This is a genomic window from Rothia sp. HMSC071F11 (genome assembly GCF_001809115.1).
GTDB lineage: Bacteria > Actinomycetota > Actinomycetes > Actinomycetales > Micrococcaceae > Rothia > Rothia dentocariosa.
Genome location: NZ_KV795760.1, coordinates 26189 through 44013 on the forward strand (window position 1 = coordinate 26189; position 17825 = coordinate 44013).

The 17825-nt window shown below is 57.9% G+C and carries 17 protein-coding genes; 8 read left to right on the forward strand and 9 right to left on the reverse strand.

Annotated elements, in window-relative coordinates; translation table 11 throughout:
• A partial coding sequence (locus HMPREF2554_RS07725) for a PEP/pyruvate-binding domain-containing protein (protein ID WP_305793972.1) occupies positions 1 to 865 on the reverse strand: 865 nt, incomplete at its 3' end.
• 195 nt (positions 866 to 1060) lie between these two features.
• On the opposite strand from HMPREF2554_RS07725, the gene HMPREF2554_RS07730 reads away from it, so the two are divergent.
• Positions 1061 to 3013 carry a bifunctional 3'-5' exonuclease/DNA polymerase gene (locus HMPREF2554_RS07730; protein ID WP_246826030.1) on the forward strand — a complete coding sequence of 651 codons (1953 nt, stop codon included), beginning with the start codon at positions 1061 to 1063 and terminating at the stop codon, positions 3011 to 3013.
• Positions 3014 to 3078: 65 nt separating this feature from the next.
• Here the strand turns inward: HMPREF2554_RS07730 and HMPREF2554_RS07735 are convergent, their stop codons facing one another.
• Both HMPREF2554_RS07735 and nth read right to left on the reverse strand, forming a co-directional pair.
• Positions 3079 to 3846: an NUDIX hydrolase gene (locus HMPREF2554_RS07735; protein ID WP_070554546.1), complete on the reverse strand. Its 768-nt coding sequence runs from the start codon at positions 3844 to 3846 to the stop codon at positions 3079 to 3081.
• Entirely contained in the window at positions 3839 to 4765 is a 927-nt protein-coding gene (gene nth / locus HMPREF2554_RS07740; RefSeq protein ID WP_070554548.1) for an endonuclease III, read from the reverse strand. Before nth ends, HMPREF2554_RS07735 begins: the two co-directional genes overlap by 8 nt.
• A gap of 111 nt (positions 4766 to 4876) precedes the next feature.
• Here nth and aroQ point away from each other — a divergent pair, with 111 nt between their 5' ends.
• Both aroQ and HMPREF2554_RS07750 read left to right on the forward strand, forming a co-directional pair.
• Positions 4877 to 5320, forward strand: coding sequence for a type II 3-dehydroquinate dehydratase (gene aroQ / locus HMPREF2554_RS07745; protein WP_004005487.1), 444 nt, complete (start codon positions 4877 to 4879; stop codon positions 5318 to 5320).
• Between the two features lie 133 nt (positions 5321 to 5453).
• Complete coding sequence (locus tag HMPREF2554_RS07750) at positions 5454 to 6206, forward strand: SDR family oxidoreductase (RefSeq protein WP_070554551.1); 753 nt, start codon at positions 5454 to 5456, stop codon at positions 6204 to 6206.
• 193 nt (positions 6207 to 6399) lie between these two features.
• On the opposite strand, the gene HMPREF2554_RS07755 is transcribed toward HMPREF2554_RS07750, so the two are convergent.
• Positions 6400 to 7593 carry a MarP family serine protease gene (locus HMPREF2554_RS07755; protein WP_070554553.1) on the reverse strand — a complete coding sequence of 398 codons (1194 nt, stop codon included), beginning with the start codon at positions 7591 to 7593 and terminating at the stop codon, positions 6400 to 6402.
• A 371-nt stretch (positions 7594 to 7964) separates the two neighbouring features.
• Here HMPREF2554_RS07755 and HMPREF2554_RS07760 point away from each other — a divergent pair, with 371 nt between their 5' ends.
• Entirely contained in the window at positions 7965 to 8642 is a 678-nt protein-coding gene (locus HMPREF2554_RS07760; RefSeq protein ID WP_004005489.1) for a Crp/Fnr family transcriptional regulator, read from the forward strand.
• Positions 8643 to 9072: 430 nt separating this feature from the next.
• Here HMPREF2554_RS07760 and HMPREF2554_RS07765 read toward each other — a convergent pair whose 3' ends face one another.
• From HMPREF2554_RS07765 to HMPREF2554_RS07785, 5 genes are all read right to left on the reverse strand, one after another.
• Complete coding sequence (locus HMPREF2554_RS07765) at positions 9073 to 9708, reverse strand: NAD(P)-dependent oxidoreductase (RefSeq protein ID WP_048754233.1); 636 nt, start codon at positions 9706 to 9708, stop codon at positions 9073 to 9075.
• A 15-nt stretch (positions 9709 to 9723) separates the two neighbouring features.
• Positions 9724 to 10722 (reverse strand): NADP-dependent oxidoreductase, encoded by a 999-nt coding sequence (locus HMPREF2554_RS07770; RefSeq protein WP_070554555.1) that lies wholly within the window; start codon positions 10720 to 10722, stop codon positions 9724 to 9726.
• Positions 10723 to 10811: 89 nt separating this feature from the next.
• Positions 10812 to 11873: an NUDIX hydrolase gene (locus HMPREF2554_RS07775; RefSeq protein ID WP_070554558.1), complete on the reverse strand. Its 1062-nt coding sequence runs from the start codon at positions 11871 to 11873 to the stop codon at positions 10812 to 10814.
• A gap of 13 nt (positions 11874 to 11886) precedes the next feature.
• Positions 11887 to 12369, reverse strand: a complete 483-nt coding sequence (locus tag HMPREF2554_RS07780; protein WP_070554560.1) for a RidA family protein — start codon at positions 12367 to 12369, stop codon at positions 11887 to 11889.
• Between the two features lie 129 nt (positions 12370 to 12498).
• Complete coding sequence (locus HMPREF2554_RS07785; RefSeq protein WP_070554562.1) at positions 12499 to 12705, reverse strand: DUF4177 domain-containing protein; 207 nt, start codon at positions 12703 to 12705, stop codon at positions 12499 to 12501.
• A 319-nt stretch (positions 12706 to 13024) separates the two neighbouring features.
• Here HMPREF2554_RS07785 and HMPREF2554_RS07790 point away from each other — a divergent pair, with 319 nt between their 5' ends.
• The 4 genes from HMPREF2554_RS07790 (at position 13025) to HMPREF2554_RS07805 (ending at position 17670) form a co-directional block, all read left to right on the forward strand.
• Positions 13025 to 15175: a transglycosylase domain-containing protein gene (locus HMPREF2554_RS07790; RefSeq protein ID WP_070554564.1), complete on the forward strand. Its 2151-nt coding sequence runs from the start codon at positions 13025 to 13027 to the stop codon at positions 15173 to 15175.
• 26 nt (positions 15176 to 15201) lie between these two features.
• Positions 15202 to 16182 carry a metallophosphoesterase gene (locus tag HMPREF2554_RS07795; protein ID WP_013397770.1) on the forward strand — a complete coding sequence of 327 codons (981 nt, stop codon included), beginning with the start codon at positions 15202 to 15204 and terminating at the stop codon, positions 16180 to 16182.
• A 150-nt stretch (positions 16183 to 16332) separates the two neighbouring features.
• Positions 16333 to 17031 (forward strand): GNAT family N-acetyltransferase, encoded by a 699-nt coding sequence (locus HMPREF2554_RS07800; protein ID WP_013397771.1) that lies wholly within the window; start codon positions 16333 to 16335, stop codon positions 17029 to 17031.
• Between the two features lie 90 nt (positions 17032 to 17121).
• Positions 17122 to 17670, forward strand: coding sequence for an NAD(P)H-dependent oxidoreductase (locus tag HMPREF2554_RS07805; RefSeq protein WP_070554566.1), 549 nt, complete (start codon positions 17122 to 17124; stop codon positions 17668 to 17670).
• Positions 17671 to 17825: the final 155 nt, after the last annotated feature.

A 17825-nucleotide genomic window follows, 5' to 3' on the forward strand; every position in this document is an offset into this window, starting at 1 on the left:
CGTTGTAATAGGCGGATACCTGCCGCCCGAGAGCATGGAGCCGTCGAAGATCGGAGTCTGACAGGCATGAAGCCGCGCGATCATTCGGTGGAACCGGGCTTCTCTTAGTCCCGCCAGTGTGGTCGAGGTCGATGCGTGTCTCTTTATCCCCGATGATCGTCTCGACGGCGTGCCCCTGTGAGTCCAGCGTAAATGTATCCGGGTTGACATGGGCGGCGACGACGGACTCGCCAAGACCGTAGGAGGCGCTGACGAGCATCCGGTCCGTCATGCCAGAGATAGGATCTGCCGTAAATAAGACGCCCGCCACGTCTGCAGCAACCATTTCCTGCACCACCACGGCAAGTTCCGCCGATTCATGGGAGAACCCGGCTTCTGTGCGGTATGCCACTGCCCGATCCGTCCAGAGGGACGCCCAGCATCGCCTTAGAGCATCGACAACAGACTCTTCTCCCTGCACACCGAGATAGGTATCCTGCTGCCCCGCGAAACTCGCGCTGTCCAGGTCTTCCGTTGTCGCTGATGAACGTACCGCCACAACCGGCGATCCCAGCGCCCGATAAGCCTCGATGACGGCATCTCGCACGGCACGCGGGACTTCCTGCTTCAGGATCAGCTCTCGTGCAGCGTGAGAGTTCGTACCGGTTGCCTCGTGAATAATATCTTCAGCAATCGGTGCGACGGCTGCCCTGTAGGCGTCGGTTGTCACGCAAAATCCTGGCGGCACATTCAGACCGGCGCGATGCATCGTTATAAGGTTGGCTCCCTTGCCGCCGACGCTGACTACCTGAGCGTCCCCAGAGGGATGACCTCGCCGGAACCAGGATATGAACGCGGTCGTCTCTTGTTCGTGTGGAGCCTTCATCGTCCGATCACCGCCTTAATCGTGCTTCGTGCCACTCTTTGTCCTGTCTCAACGGCAAAGCGTTTCTCTATTCTTTTAGAATATCTGTCGCGGTGGGGTTTGGACATAGATTGCTGTCATCGAATTCGCCCTGACATGCAGGTTCGTTCACCGTCGCCTTCGCATATTCGGGGTTCTCTCACCGATAATAGGAATGTGTACATTCTCGTTGTTCCCCTCGATGCGCCCGCCGGCGGTTCGGTCATTCCGCTGGATGCGCATCCCGCGCGTGCCCACACGGTCACGGGAACATCGGGGCATGGATCCCCATCCTCCCCCGCTTTTTGGGGAGTTTTTCACGTCGAATCCCTCGCCCCGGCGCAGCTGACCGGCATGCACACGAAGCTCAATATTCTGCGCGCCGACCGCGTGAGTACCGGGAATCTGCCCGCCTATGTGCGCGAAGTTGAACGCCGCTCTGACCCGCGCATTAACCCCGAGTCGAAGCAACCGCACGCACGCTGGATATGGGCTGACACCCGCACGATTGCGCCTATTCTGCTGCGCAAAGGGGTGCGGGTTCAGCTGTGCCACGATATGCGCTTGGTACAGCGAATTTTGCTCACCGCGAGTACTCACCCGAGCGGGCATGTTCGTTATGAACCCGTTCTCGACCTGGCGCAGGATACTGTCGAAAAACCTGCGGGTAAGCTGCCCGTCGCACGCCAAATTGCCGGTCAGGGCGAGCTTTTCGGGGACGACTTTTTGACGGCGGCGGACGAAAATACTGTATCTGGTCATGAGGCGGCGCCCCCAACGCTGACATCGGCAGATACCGAGTTGGTGCACCGGCATCTCGATGAATTTACCGCGCAGCTGCGGGCGATCGCCACCGGTGCGCATCCCGAAAGGCTGCGGTTATTGGCGGCGGCGGAATCGGCAGGATCCCTGGTCGCGGCAGAAATCGAATACTACGGCATTCCTTTTGATACCGCCGTGCATGATGCCCATTTGACTGAGATTTTGGGCCCGCGCCCGCCTGAAGGCGAGCATCCCGCCAAGCTGATGGAGCTTGCCGAGCAGATTCGTGCCGACCTTTTCGCGCCCCATCTGAATCCAGATTCCCCGCAGGAACTTTTACGCGCGCTTCACGCCGCCGGGGTTAACGTGCCCAGTACCCGCTCCTATGTGCTCAAGGGCTGGGCTGAGGAGACTGCCACGCAGCGGGAACGGCGGTGGGCGCTCATCGAGCCCATTCTCAGGTACAAGAAGCTGTACCGCATCTTTACGGCGAACGGGTGGTCTTGGGCGGATTCCTGGGTGCGCAACGGTCGTTTTCGCCCGCATCTTGAAGTTGGAGGCGCCGCGACCGGGCGGTGGGGCGCATCCGGTGGCGGGGCTCTGCAGCTTCCCGCCGAGATCCGTTCGGCAATTCTAGCTCCCGAAGGCGAGGTTTTTCTCGTTTCTGACGGTTCGCAGATTGAGCCGCGCATCCTGGCGGCGCTCAGCCACGACGAGGCGCTGGCATCGGCGGGCCGCGGCACCGATATGTATGCGGGAATCGCCGAACTCGCCCGGCTTGAGGGCGTGGCGCTCACCGAACGCGCCCAGGCTAAGGTGGGGCTTCTCGCCATTATGTACGGCGGGCGCAGCGGAGAAATTGGGGCGCTGCTGCCGCATGTCGCCAAGCTTTTCCCGCGTGCGATGGAGTTTACGGAACGTGCGGCGCGCATCGGCGAGGTGGGCGGGCAGGTCACCACCTTTTTGGGGCGCACCTCACCCGCGCCAGATGAACGTTTCAAACGGACGGTCGCAGACCGTTCTACCCCTGCGGCTGAGTCGCGTGCCGTCTCCCTTTCGCGCTCTTACGGGCGTATGACCCGCAATTTTGTGGTGCAGGGAACGGCTGCGGAATGGGCACTGTGTTGGATGGGCAGGGTGCGTTCGCGTCTGCTGACCGAGACGGTTTTCGGCATGCCCATGCGCACCAAAATTGTCTATTTCCTGCACGATGAGCTGCTGCTGTGCGGCCCCAAGCTTGAGGCGGAGCGCGTCGAGAGGATTCTGCGGGAGTCTGCGGCAGAGGCGGCGCGCCTACTTTTCGGGACGGTGCCAGTGGAGTTCCCGGTTTCAGTGACAGTAACAACCAACTATGCCGAAGGCAAATAGGCCCGCGCCGCCTACGCTCGTTTCTCTTCCCTCCCGCGAGCCTTTAGACACCCGCCAACGGCTGCTTACCCAGATGCGGGCGCAGGTTTAAGTACCGAAGCATCCCACGGTACTGTCCAGGTGAGCGCATCAAAAATCTTATCGAGCACGATCGCGGTGAACCCCCACACAGTGAACTCGACCCGCGTATCGCCGCCAGAGTGCGCAACCTCAAACGCCGGGGTTTTATGGGTTATGCGCCCGCGTTTCACGTATGCCGTATGCCGGTTGGCGGGGTTGAGCAAATCCCGTACGGGCACCCGCGCAATCAGGGCAGACTCGTTCGTATCGACCACGCCAACCCGCGTGGGTGAAGCCCACCACCCCAGCACCGGGGTCACCCTGAAATCGCTCACGGCAAGCGGCAGGGTCGGCAGATCCCCCAGAATTTCAACGCCCGCAGGGTCAAGCCCGGTCTCTTCCACGGCCTCGCGCAGGGCGGCGATGCGCCCCACCGGAACTCCCCGCTGGCGCGACAGCGCATAATCCTCGGGGTCGATTTTGCCGCCCGGGAATGCAGGCTGCCCGGCGTGTGAGCGCAGAGTATCCGCCCGTACCAGAAGCAGAACGTCCAGGTTCTCGCCCACGCAGTCCGGGCATCCCTGAAAGTCGGCGGATGCGCTCGGTTCATCATCGAGTACTCCGAAGAGAACGAGCACTGCCGCCTCTTTGGAGAGCGCACTGTTGGGCGCGTACCGCATGAGGGATTCTATCTTGAAATCGAGTTTTCCTGCGGCAAGGTTCGCGAGTGCATCGCGGGCTTGTTCGGCGGCGGTGTTCAGGGTGTTAGGCACTCAGCGGGTATCCTTCGGCGTGCAGTTGGCGGCGTGTGGCACCGGTGAGGAAGCGCAGATGCAGGCGTTCGCGACCGGGTGCCATTTCATATTTCATGAGTTTACGCGCTTTGGTTTCGTCCGTCTCGCCTTCACCCCAGGATGGGCACAGGTCGGCGATGGGGCAGACCCCGCAGGCGGGTTTGCGGGCGTGGCAGATGCGCCGCCCGTGGTAGACCATGCGGTGTGAGAAGTCGGTCCATTCGCGCGGTTCGATAAGCTCGGCAACGTCGTGTTCGACTTTGACGGGATCGTCTTCGGTGGTGAATCCCATGCGCCGCGCGAGCCTGCCGAAATGGGTATCGACGGTCAGCCCGGGTACCCCGAAAGCGTTACCGAGTACCACGTTTGCGGTTTTGCGCCCGACTCCTGCCAGTTTCACCAGTTTATCGAGTGTTCCGGGCACTTCTCCGTCGTAGTCGTCTGTGAGCTGGCGGGCGAGTTTGACGATAGATTTCGCTTTGGCGCGGTAGAACCCGAGGGATTGAATATAGGGTTCGACCTCTTCTTCGGTGGCGGCGGCGAGGGCAGGCGCATCCGGGTAGCGGGCGAAGAGCGCCGGGGTTACTTGATTGACGCGCACATCGGTAGTTTGCGCCGAGAGCACCGTGGCGATCAGCAGTTCAAAGGCGTTCGTGAAGTCGAGTTCAGCCACGGCGTAGGGGTAAGTTTCACCCAGGATGCGGTTAATTTTGCGGGCGCGGCGCACGGTGGCAAGGTGACTTTCGGGGGCTTTGGCGAGTGCTTTCGCGCGGCGGCGTGCCGCTTGTGCCGCTTCAAACTCGGGCACGGTGCGGATGCTTAGCAGCTCACGTTCTTCCTCGGTGAGCTGTAGCTCTGGGGCTGTGTCGGTGGTGCTTTTCGGTGCGGATGCGCTCATAGCGCGAGCCTACCGTTTTTTGTCTGCTTTTCCCAGCTAGGGGTACCGAAGTTCGCCGTTACTGCACGGTTTCTGCCGCTTTTGAGCGGGTAAATATGCCACACTAGGGGTATGTCTGCAACGATTTTTGTTCTGAACGGTCCTAATCTGAATTTGCTGGGGCAGCGTCGCCCCGAGGTGTACGGGTACACGACCCTGCACGATATTGAACTGATGGTGCGTGAGCGCGCCGCCCTGCACGGCTTCGATATTGAGTTTATGCAGTCCAATCATGAGGGTGTGCTGGTGGATGAGATTCAGCGTGCACGCACCCGTGGCGCGGCGATTATTATCAACCCGGCGGCGTACACGCACACGTCGGTGGCGCTTCACGATGCGCTGGAGGCCGCCGAGCTGCCCGTCGTTGAGGTTCACCTCTCGAATGTGCACCGACGCGAGGAGTTTAGGCATCATTCGTATGTGTCCCCGCAGGCTACGGCGGTGATCGCCGGGGCAGGCGCCTACGGGTACGTGATGGCGGTAGATTTCTTGGCGCAGCATCTAGAGTCGGAGTAGATTTCTGCGTTAATTGAAGCACCCAGATGGGTTACGTTCTGTTCTAGGGGTAGCTACGATTAACCAACCCGCATTTTTCGATTCCACAGCGGGAAGGTGTACCTGCCCCTGAAGGACTTCTTAAGGAGGACACATGAAGATCGCTCTTGTAGGTGCCACCGGAACAGCTGGTCGCGCCACCGCTCACGCCGCCCAGCAAGCAGGTCACGAGGTCATTGCTCTCTCTCGTGCCACAGGCATCGATCTGCATACCGGAGAAGGACTAGCTGAGGCTCTGAACGGCGCCCAGGTGGTCATCGACACGTCCAACGCTTTTCCAGCAGACCCCGCGGCCAGCCTGGTTGATACTTTTTCAGACGTTACCAAAACCCTAGAGAAAGCCTGCCAGCATGCTGGGGTACAGCATCTGGTTCACCTTTCCATCTGCAATATTGACCACCCCGCATTCGACGATTTTGACTACTATCTCGCCAAGCGAGCGCAGGAGAAGGTTTTAGAGAACAGTTCCCTTCCGCACTCCATCGTCCGTTCTGCGCAGTGGATGGAGTTTGCTCTTAACCCTGCAGCCGTCACACAGACCGAGACCAACGTGAAGGTTCAAAACTGGCTGATTCAACCCATCGCTGTGGAGACTGTGGCAAAGGTACTCGTTCAAACTGCGACCGAAAGCCCGCGCAACCGGCAGATCGCTGGGCCCGAGCAAATTTGGCTTCCAGAACTGACCCAAATCTACCTGCACGCCATAGGTGATCGTCGAAAAGTCAGCGTTGTAGATCCTGTCTTAGATGCGCTCGCTAAGGGCGTTCTGCTTGCCCCCAAGAATGCAGAGTTACTTGGGCCCACGGTCGCTCAGTGGGCGGAGGAGCAGACACCCGCAAACAGGTGACGTATTGGCGCAGCACCTGGAGTCGGAGTAGAACCGAGAAGTATCGTCGTAGAGCCTCAGCGCCGAGCGGTGAGGCGGGCACACAAAGGTGCCTCACGCATCCAATGGTAAGGATACGTGAGGCACCTTATATCTTGGTTGTCATCGCACGGTTACCCAGCGATAACATCATGCGTTCAACGTGTTACAGCAATTAGTTCTTGCAGGTTCCGGTCGCCACGGAAGTGGTGTTGCTGCCGCCAGCCTCAAGCGCCTGCTTCAGGGTGGATGCGGTTATCGCATAACCGGTCTGACCCGTGCTACTTTCACCGTCGGGAGCTTTACCGAAGACCACGCCCACAACGTTACCGTTTTCGTCAAGAACAGGCCCGCCGGAGTTACCGTGCTGCACATCTGCGGCAAGCTGGTAGACCTGGCGCATCGGGTTAGGCTTACCGGTCTCTACGTCAATGGTCTGGGTATTGCCCACACCCTGCACGGTCGCAGGGAGCGCCTTGAACGGCCCACCCTGGGGGTAACCCATGAAGGTTACGGTCTCGCCGGGGTTTGCGTTCCTGCCGATCGGCAGCGGGTCCAGGTTCATCCCGGGCACGCGGATAAAGGCAAGATCCTGGGCGGTATCCATATAGACCACCTCGCCCTGCCAGGTGCGCCCGCGCTGATCCCTCACCATAGGCGAGTTCACGCCCGAAAGCACGTGTGCGTTCGTCGCGATAAGCCCATGATCCACCACGAACCCGGAACCGGTCGAGGTGTATCCGCACTGTTCTGCGGCGCCAAGAATCTGCACAACAGAGGCAGAGGCGTTATTGAGCGCCTCCGTTTCTACGCCCTGGGTGGGCGCGCTGGTTTCCGGGGCGATCAGCTGGCGCACCTCGGGAATAGTGCCGGATGCGAGCACATCGTTACGAATATTTTCAATACCGTTGCGCAGACCATCCGGGGTGTTCTCGACCATCCACGAGAGGGTCTTTGAGTTGTTCAACGCGGCGTTGAATTGCGGCAGGGGTACGGTGCGCATCGTGAGCGTTAAGACCACGAGCACAAGCGCGCAGGCGGCAACATTGAGCACGCCGCCAAAGAAACGTTCTACGCCTTTAAGCGGGGTTATATCCGTGACACGGCGCAGGCTGCGGCCGCCGATGAGTCCCAACCACTGCCCCAGCGTTAGGCAGAGGATCAGGATACCGATAGCGGTAATCAGCCCCCATTTGGATCCCACAGCCGCAACGGCAAGCGGGATGAGCCACGCGGCGGCGCATACGCCTAGAGCAAGACCGATGAAGGTGCCTAGCGTGGTGAAGAAACCGCTACGCAGACCGGCAATGAAATAAAGCACGAGAATGACAGGAATAATAATGTCAAGGGGGCTAAAAGTTGCTGACATGAGCGTCCTCCTTGGTGAATACATAAAATGCGGTGAATCCGCACGGCGCGTCCGGAAGGCACGCCTGAGCATGAGAGAAGTCGAAGAGTTCGTGCGCTGCTCAAAGCCCTCTCACACTGTACATGCTGATGCTAGAGTGCGAAGCTGTGAATTTCTTAAGTTTTCCCCGTAAGCGCAGAAAACTTTTCCTCCTGGATGTTGTTTTTTAGATGCGGAAATAAAAAATATGAGGTACGCTCAGTATTAGTATTAGTTGAATATGTCACACACCAGCGATGCGGTTCACATCGTATCCGTCTCGCAGACGCGACCGTGTGACGCACAGATTTTCGAGCGAAAGAATCGCCCGCTATCCCACTCAAGGAGTAACTATGGATCTCGATATCCTTCGTCGTTCCCCGCTTTTCGCGACCCTCGATGACGCCGCGTTCAAGCTGCTCACAGACGATATCCAAGAAATTGATTTGTCCCGCAACGCCGTGCTCTTCTACGAGGGTGACCAGGGCGACCAGCTCTTTGCTGTGCTCTCCGGCAAGGTCAAGCTCGGGCGCACCGCCGCAGACGGCCGTGAAAATATGGTCGCGCTCATGGGACCCGGTGACGTCTTCGGCGAGATGGCGCTCTTCGACCCTTCCCCCCGCTCCACCAATGCCGTAGCGGTTTCCGAAACACGCCTGGCTGCTATTAAGCACGAGTCCTTCAAACGTGCACAGCGACAGGATCCCAGCATCTCCGACCAGGTTATCAAGACTCTGGCACGCCGCCTGCGCCACTCCAACGAAGCGCTGGCAGACCTCGTCTTCTCCGACGTCCCCGGTCGCCTCGCTAAGGCGCTCCTCGACCTTGCAGACCGCTTCGGGCGCCCCGCAACCGACGGCATCCTCGTTGCCCACGAACTTACCCAGGAAGAGCTGGCACAGCTTGTCGGTGCATCCCGCGAAACCGTTAATAAGGCACTGGCAGAGTTCGTCTCCCGCGGCTGGATTCGTCTAGAGGCACGCGCAGTCGTGATCCTCGATTTGCCTCGACTGCGCCAACGCTCGCGCTAAGCTCTCTGACGGGCTCGCAAAGTCTTTACAGAAAACCGCATCCGATACATCGTGTTATTCAACGATTTCGGATGCGGTTTTTGCGTGCTCTGCCTTTGCACCATAGTTTTCTTTAGCAGAAACGGGCTGCACGCGCAGGACTCACCCCCCGGTGTATTAGTTTGGTGAGGTACGCATCATTCGCTTGACAGGGAACCCGTCTCGCCTGGAGGCGATCCACCCTGAATCGCTTACGATGCGTCCTCATCAAGCACGAACCTCCGTGCCTCGGTAGGGTGTCCGCAGCGAGCGCCTAAGGCTGTCTCATAGGATGAAGCGAAGCGCAATCCGGTGAGACTGGTCGCCTTGTAAAGCGAGTGCGGAACATCCTACGAAGGCAAAGGTTCTTAGGACTTCATGCGTGCCCAGACGGTTCTTCGCGAGGTATCTCTTAATTAGCAACATAGACGTGCTGCCGGTTCAGGTCCTCACGTTCGGCAATATCGAGCAACGCAGTAGCCATATCCGCCGGGGTAATCATCCAGCCGCGTCGAAGCGGCTTGTGGGCATCTAATCGATAGGAACCTTTAGCTTTCATCGGCTGAATGCGAGGGGCACGCACCGCCGTCCACTGCGCGGTACTTTCCCACAACACCACATCCATACGCCGCATATCATCGTAGGTTGCACCCAAAAAGTGTTGTAGCAGCGGCAATACCACCCATAGCTTGAAGAGCCCTTGATGAGCCCAATGTTCGGCGACCTCCGAAGAGATCACAACCAAACGTGATACCCCGTGCTCCTGCATAGCGTCCAGAAGATTCTTTGTCCCGGCAGAGTAAAGGGTTGTCGGCGTTTTCGAGGTGCCAATTCCTACGGTACTAATGACCGCATCTACGCCCTGAAGCCAGGGTTTGAGGGCCTGAGCATCAAGAATATCTACAGCGCCCGTGGTTAGGTTCGGGTGCTCAAGCTGAAGATTCTGCGGATTCCGGGCAAGTGCAACTACCTCATGACCACGCGCAAGCGCCTGTTCCACGACCAAACGACCCACGTTTCCGGTAGCACCAGATACTAAAATTTTCATAGTTTTCGACTTTTGTTAGGGAATAGTGACCACAAGTTTACCGCGCACATGCCCCGTGCCCAGTTCCTTATAGCCGTCACGGATGGATTCAAGCTTGAACGGGTACACATGCGCTAAGGTCACGTCAATATCTCCCGATGCCACCAGATCGGCGACTTCTTTCAGGTCACCGGGCTGCGCATGCCGCGCCCCCGTAAACTGCGCGCCTTTTATCATCGCCTTCGGTGTAGGAATCAGCGTGCCCATCGCGGACCCTTTCAGTCCGAGCTCTGCCCCTAACGGAATGTAGTCCCCGCCGTAGCAGTCAAGCATTTTCGTAACCGGGGTCGGTGCTGCCTTGAGAATACGTTCCTTCAAACCATTACCGTATGCAACCGGAATAGCCCCTAGAGAGCGCACAAACTCCGCGTTTTTCTCTGATGCGATACCGATAACTGTTGCTCCCCGATGCACCGCAAGCTGAACCGCCACGGCTCCTACGCCGCCGGATGCGGCACTGATAACCAGCACGTCCTCGGGTTTCAGATCGATTGCACGGAACGCCCCGCATGCGCTCTCCCCGGCAACCCCCAAGGCTGCGGCAACCTCAAAGTTCAGATTCTCAGGTTTCGCAACAATATTCTGGGCAGAAGTCACCAGTTTCTCAGCCAGGGAGCCTTTCGTCACGTCGGAGCCGGGAGCGCTGCGCAGGGTTCCCAGTACCGCATCGCCCACAGCAACATTGTTCACGCCGGGGCCTAGGGCATCTATCACACCGGAGAAGTCACGCCCCACGCCCTTAGGAAAACGTGCGGGGCCGCGGCCAAACCACCAGGACGGGTGACGCAAACGGTTAATCGTCTCTGCGACACGAAGCGGCTTGAACCCCTCGAAAGTCCTCATCTCCAGAGGGTTCAGTCCGACCGCTTTGACCGTCACACGGACTTCACCTTCACCCGGTGTAGGTTCATCTGACTCAACCATTTCTAGGACGCTGGGATCGCCATAGGCGTTGTACTGAATTTTGCGAATCATGAGATTTTTCCTTTCACTGTGACTATCTGCCTACAACAAAGGCCGGATTCTCAACACAATACAATGCGGAAAATCCGGCCTTCCAAATCTTATGAGGGGGCGACAGAGGCCGATTTGAGTGGACCGACTGTGCCAAGCGTTCCTGTTTTAGATGACACCGGCACAACTTCGGTAAACGAAAGCATACACGCGCCGTCGTTCTTCACGAGCACGGGTTTCTTCACCTCAACGGTACGACGCTTTGCCAGCCACGATACCCCGGTTTCTGAGGTGGCGAGCGACTCAAGCATGCACATCACGGCGGGAGTCACCAGTTCCTCAAGGGTCTTACCCACCGTATTCGGCTGCCCGATACGGTCCCCCAGTTCCGAGGTATCCTTGCTCTCCATGAGCGAGCGCGCATTCACCCAGCTGCCCCACACGCCCTTGCCTTCCAGCAGCTTGGCGTTCTGCCCCACAGGAACAACCGTGGTGAAGTAGGCGATGTCGTAGCGTTTATGGAAGAAGTCTGGCGACTGCCAGCGCGATACCGGGCGCAGCAGGTCTGTGCGCAGTTTCAGCCCGCTTGAGGTTAAGAACTGCCCGAAGCTCTTGTCTTGATCGGCGATTGCCTCACGCTGACTCATCTGTTCTTCACCCGCGCCGCTCTCGGCGACGTTCTGCCCGTCCTCACCGGCAAGAAGCAGACCGGTCTCTTCAAAGGATTCGCGAATAGCAGCGATCACGGTGCGGCGCGCGCAGGTTACATTTTTGAATTTGAACTTGGCAGACCATTCGTCAGGGGTCGGGCCGTACCAGGGGGTTGCGTCGTCATCGCCGGGGGTCACGGTACCGCCCGGAAAAGCGACAACACCCAAGGGTGAAGACCCCGGACGATAGGTCAGAATGGTTTCAAGACCGTCTTCGCCGTCACGCACAAAAATGACTGATGCCGCTTGGCGAAGCGAGCATGCCCCAGCATCCTCACCGCCTTCGGATGCCCATGTTTCGGCGGCGGTGCGCATAAACTCCGGGATTTTATAAAGACGCTGAATCTGTTCGGTGCGTGCGGCGGGCGCAGAAGACCGCCCGGTAAAGATGCGCGGCTTCTGTTCTTCACCAACCACCGGAACTACTCCGGTGTACAACTTCTGAGAAGGTGTCGTAGTCATGATCCTGAGAATATTAGACGTACTCGACGATGATTTCAACCTCAACGGGAGAGTCCAGCGGAAGCACCGGAACACCGACCGCCGAGCGGGCGTGCGTACCAGCCTCACCAAAGATCTCACCCAACAGCTCAGAGGCGCCGTTGATCACGCTGGGCTGACCGGTAAATTCCGGGTCAGATGCCACGAACCCCACAACTTTCACGACCTTCTTCACCCGGTCAAGGTCGCCGATAACGGACTTCACGGCGGCAAGCGCATTCAGCACTGCAATGGCGGCGTACTTCTTGGCATCCTGAGGGGTCACAAATGTTGAGTCACCCGAATCCGAGACTTTACCGGTGGCGGGCAGCTGACCGCTGACGAATGGAAGCTGCCCGGAGGTATACACATAGTTCCCGCTCACCACGGCGGGTACATAGGCGGCGACAGGGGCTGCGACTTCGGGAAGCTGGTAGCCAAGTTCACGAATGCTCAGTTCGTAACGGGATTCAGTCATGGGGTTCTCCAGGGATGTGGTTGGTGGCACGTGCACCGCATATATGTAGTGTTGTGTAGAAGCATATCGCAAAAGGGACGCTAAACCCGGCAACCGGAGGATTCAGGTTACCGGGCGTGGTGCAAGGCTTTAGCCTTCAGCTTTCTCGCGTTTGAGGTAGGCGATGGGGTTACCCTGGGTGGGTGCCACCATGTTGCCTGCGGGGTTCGGTCCGCTGGGTGCGGGTGCACCGGGCAGAACCGCAACGAGTTCCCACCCTTCCTCACCGTAGTTATCAAGGATTGCCTTGGTGGTGTGCACGATCAACGGCACAGTCAAATATTCCCATTTCTTCATAGCTCTAGGGTAGTCCTGTTCCCCGGCTCGAACAAGGTCATTGCACCCTATTGCAGGTTCAACGCTCTAGGCGTAACAAAGGAGCAGAACGTGACGCCGAACGGTCACCTCGTGCACCGGGTACGCCGGTCAGCCCCGCACCGAGTACATAACCCGCGAGATGACGCGGATTTTCGGGGCATAGACGCAGTGTTTTCACGATACAACCAAGGATGCGCATCCGGCGCGTTGCCCGCGAAGACGGGAAACCGGCAAGTTAAACCTAGAGTTTAACCCTTTTGAGGGATGCGTTCTCAGGTGTATCCGCTAAACTGAATGAATGGCTTCACGAAAAAAATCGCGCGCGCAACGGCGTCGCCCCAGTGACTTTTTGCAGTTTGTGGCGTTCAGCATCATTGCCGGGTTCTTGGTAGCAATTATTGTGGTACCCCCGGCGGTAGGTGTTGGCATGGTTGCTAATGCCTCAATGGCGTGGTTCCAGGATCTTCCGGAAGATATTTCAGAAGGTCCTTTCTCACGCCCATCGACTCTGTACGCCTCTGATGGTAAGACCGAGCTTGCGACCTTCTTCGAGGAAAACCGTACAGAGGTTAAGCTCGATCAGATGTCGCCGCATATGCGTGATGCCATTATCTCGGTGGAAGACCGCGACTTCTACAACCACGGCGCCGTATCAGCTATCGGCATTGGTCGTGCGTTTGCGAATAACTTCCTGAACCCGAAGAAGCGTCAGGGTGCATCGACGCTCACGCAGCAGTACGTGAACAACCTGATCGTTGATTCCGATGTGCAGCGCGGCGCGGACCCCACAACCCTGGGCGGGAATAAAGGCTATCTCGATAAGATCAAAGAGATGAAGCTCGCTATCTCGATGGAGCAGAACAAGTCTAAAGACGAGATTCTTGAGGGCTATCTGAACATCGTGAACTTGGGCGGCACCAACTACGGTGTTGAGGCGGCGGCCCAATACTACTGGGGTATTTCCGCGAAGGATCTTTCGGTAGCCCAATCGGCCCTTCTCGCGGGTCTGGTGCAGTCACCGAACACCTATGACCCAACGACCCACCCCGATTTGGCGCGTGAACGCCGCGATGTGGTGCTTGGCACCATGCTTCGTGACGGTAAGATTTCACAGCAAGAATACGATGAAGCCATTGCATCGCCTATTAAGCTCAATGTTCATCCGCCTGAGAAGGGCTGCTCTGTTGCGGGCGAAAGCTCATTCTTCTGTAACTACGTGGTGAACTATGTTGCGCTCGACGAATCTTTCGGGGCAACTCCCGAGGAGCGTTTGAACCTGCTCAACCGCGGCGGTTTTAAGCTTGTGAGTACCCTAAACCCCGAAGCGCAAAAGATCGCTAAACAGTCTGTGGAGGCTGTTCAGCCCGGTTCCACCAACACCAACAACGTGAACGCCGCTTTGACCAGTGTGGAGCCTGGCAGCGGTCGCGTGGTGGCGATGGCTCAGAACGCCGAATGGGGTAAACCCAAGGATGCGAATGACCACTCGCAAACCCAGTTCAACTTCAACGTAGATTCGCTCTATGGCGGCACCCCCGGATTCCAGCCGGGCTCAACCTTCAAGCCCGTGGTGCTGTCCCAGTGGATTAACTCTGGTCGAGGTGTGAACGCCCAAATCGATGGTACGGCCCTATCCTACCCAAGCAACTTTGGGTGGAACGCCCGCTGTGTGGAGGGCGGTAAGTACTACTACCGCGACTCCGCTAACGGCTGGTCCTTCAAGAACGCAGTTCAGGGATACCAGAGCTGGGGTACGGTTGCCTACGGTATTCGCGTTTCGGCTAACTCCTACCTGTATTCGATGGTCAGTAAGCTCGACCTCTGCGATATCAGCGATATGGCGAATAAGCTGCACCTGCACGACGGTCTGGGTCAGCAGCTGTACGATCCGGGTCTGCTCAGTGCCAACATTGGTGGTACCAGGTACGGTGCTACCCCGCTGACCATGGCGAGCGCATACGCAACTTTCGCGAGCGAAGGTAAGTACTGTGAGCCGCGCCCACTTGAGAAGATTACTAAGAGTGACGGTTCGCCCATGAAGACTTACGAGTCTAAGTGTGAACAGGCGATCAGCCCGGATATTGCTAACGGTGTGAGCTACGTGCTCAAGGGCGTGCTTGCCTCCGGAGGTTCAGCGCCTAAGCGCGCTATCGGTCTGCCGGATGCTTCCGCTGCGAAGACCGGTACGAACGATAACTCCTCGCAGACCTGGATGGTCGGTTACACCCGCGGCCTGGCAACTGCTTCGTGGGTGGGCAGTAACGACTTGGGTTACCGCTCGATGAACGGTATTGCGATTAACGGTCGCGTGCTGGAGTACGTGGACGGTGCGACCTATGCGGGTGCCCAGTGGCAGCAGTTCATGCAGGCCATGGCACCGAAGTACAACACCGAGAAGTTTACTGAGCCCCCGGCATCGGTGACGTCAACAAACGTCAACGGTAACTAAAAGGGTGTACTGAAGAAAGGCACACGATGTGTGAGAACGCATCCGGTGCCCGCGCATCCGTGGCGGCTTCTGAAGCGGCACGTGGTTCGCACTTCACACAGGGTATGGTGAAGTTTGCGGCTGCAGGGCTTGCTTTGGGAGCCGCCACGGCGGCGTATGGGCGATTCGTCGAATTAAATAATTTTCAGGTGCGCGAGGAAACTCTCGCGGTGCTTCCAGTGGGGTCGCCAAACTTTAGGATTCTACATATTTCGGATATGCATATGATTCCGGGGCAGCGGGCGAAGACTGAGTTCATGCATTCGCTGGCGGGATTGAACCCGGATTTGGTGGTGAATACGGGCGATAACCTCTCGCATGTGGGTGGGCTTGACCCTCTCTTGGAGGCACTTGACCCTCTCCTGGATTTTCCGGGGGTTTTCGTGCCTGGCTCGAACTGCTATTTTGCCCCGGTGCTGAAAAATCCTGCACGGTATCTGTGGCAGGCGCGCACGCCTCAGGAGATTGAGGAAGGGTCGCGTATGCCGCTTCCGATTGAGCGTATGCATAACGCTTTTGAGTCGCGAGGATGGACGGGGCTTATTAACCGGTACGACGGCATCACGCTGAGCAGGCTGCGCCTGGAATTTTCGGGGGTGGATGATCCGCATCTGCGTTACGATGCGCATCCAGGGTTCTCACCGCAAGCGTTTGAGCCTTCGGACGTGCCGAGTATTCGTGTGGGCGTTGCCCATGCACCGTATATGCGCACTCTGCACAGATTTGTGCAGGATGGTGCCGAACTTATTCTTGCCGGTCACACGCACGGCGGGCAGGTATGTCTGCCGGGCGGTCGGGCTCTCGTGAGTAACTGCGATTTGCCGCCTTCGCGTGCGAAGGGTGTGAGCTATCAGGGCAATGTTCCGGTGCAGGTTTCGGCGGGGCTGGGGACCTCACGGTTCGCGCCGGTGCGCCTCTTCTGTCCCCCGGAGGCGGTGCTCGTCACCCTCACGGCAAAGGACGGGTAGGTTTTCTTCCCCTTTATATTCCGCGAGCAGGTGGTTTTTGGCCAAGCAGGTAGTATTTTCTTACCTGCTCGGTCAAATGCTACCTGCTCGCGTGTAGAGTAAATACCGGAAGGCACTCTTCCCTACTACTGCAATGCATTGGAAAGGCCCATGCGATATAACGACTACCAGCAACCTATCGGCGATGCCCTGCCCGACTACCGCGCGGGCGATACTCCCAGCATTGACTCTCTACAAGGGCGCTACTGCCGCCTCGAAAAACTTGATGCAGAACGCCACGGCAACGACCTGTACGAGGTCTACGGCCCTGAAGCTCCCGAACAGAGTTTTACCTATTTATCCTTGAACCCTGTTGCTGACCGAGCAGAGTTAGAGACCCTCCTCAAGCGCATGGAGGAATCCACGGATCCTTACTATCTGGCTGTGATAGATCAGGATGGGCGTGCGGTTGGCACTTTAGCGCTCATGCGCATCAACCCCGCCCACCGTGTTATTGAGGTGGGCAGCGTGACGTATGGCGAACGTCTAAAACGCACTCGCGCCGCCACGGAGGTGCAGTACCTTCTGGCGCAATACGTGTTTGAGACGCTGCGCTATCGCCGCTACGAGTGGAAATGCGATGCGCTGAATGAGCCTTCACGCCGCGCAGCCGAGCGTCTGGGCTTCACCTATGAGGGAACGTTCCGCCAAGCCGTCGTATATAAAGGCCGCAACCGCGATACGGCGTGGTATTCAATGCTAGATACTGAGTGGGAGCAGCGTAAACACCGGTTGCTGCAATGGCTGGATCCGAAGAATTTTGATGCGCACGGTCAGCAGCGCACCTCCTTGCGAGACATCGCTTTATAGCCGTTAGCCGAAAGGGTCCTCTGAGGTATTGTCAGAGCCAAACGGCATAGATACCATGGTATTTTCTCAAGTCGAACGGAAAGGAATACCATGAAAACCCTTGTGATTGTCACGCATCCTAGTATCCATGATTCTATGGTCAGCAAAACCTGGGTTCACATGCTGCGCCAGCATCCAGATCGGTTTACCGTGCATGAGCTGTACAGCGAGTACCCCGACGGCGTGATTGATGTAGAGCGCGAGCAGGCTCTCGTGGAAGAGCACCAGAACATTGTGCTTCAGTTCCCGGTGTACTGGTTTAACTGCCCACCGCTTCTGAAACAGTGGTGCGACGAGGTGCTGACGTACGGGTGGGCCTACGGCTCGAAAGGCAAGGCGTTCGAGAATAAGAAACTCGGCATTGCCGTCTCGCTGGGCGCTCCCGCCCCAGAGTACAGTGCGGAAGGCTCCGTCGGGTATACCGTCGCCGAAACCCTGCACCCCTTCGGGCTGACGGCCAACTATATCAGCGCCGATTATCAGCCTCTCTTCGCGTTCCACACCATCGACACCTATGAGAGCTACGATGAAGCCGCTGCCCAGCAAGTGGTAGACAGCGCGGATGACTACCTGGCGCATCTGAACACCTACCACACCTAAGCTGCAACCGTGCAACCTCTCGCGTGCTAGGAGAAGAGGAAACGGGTTAAGCTCACCGATAAGAACGGGACGCTCAGGGCAGAACCGTAGCGGGTGCATCCGGGATGCCGCTCTATAATTAAGAGCACTAACGCTCGCTCACGCCATGTAGGAAC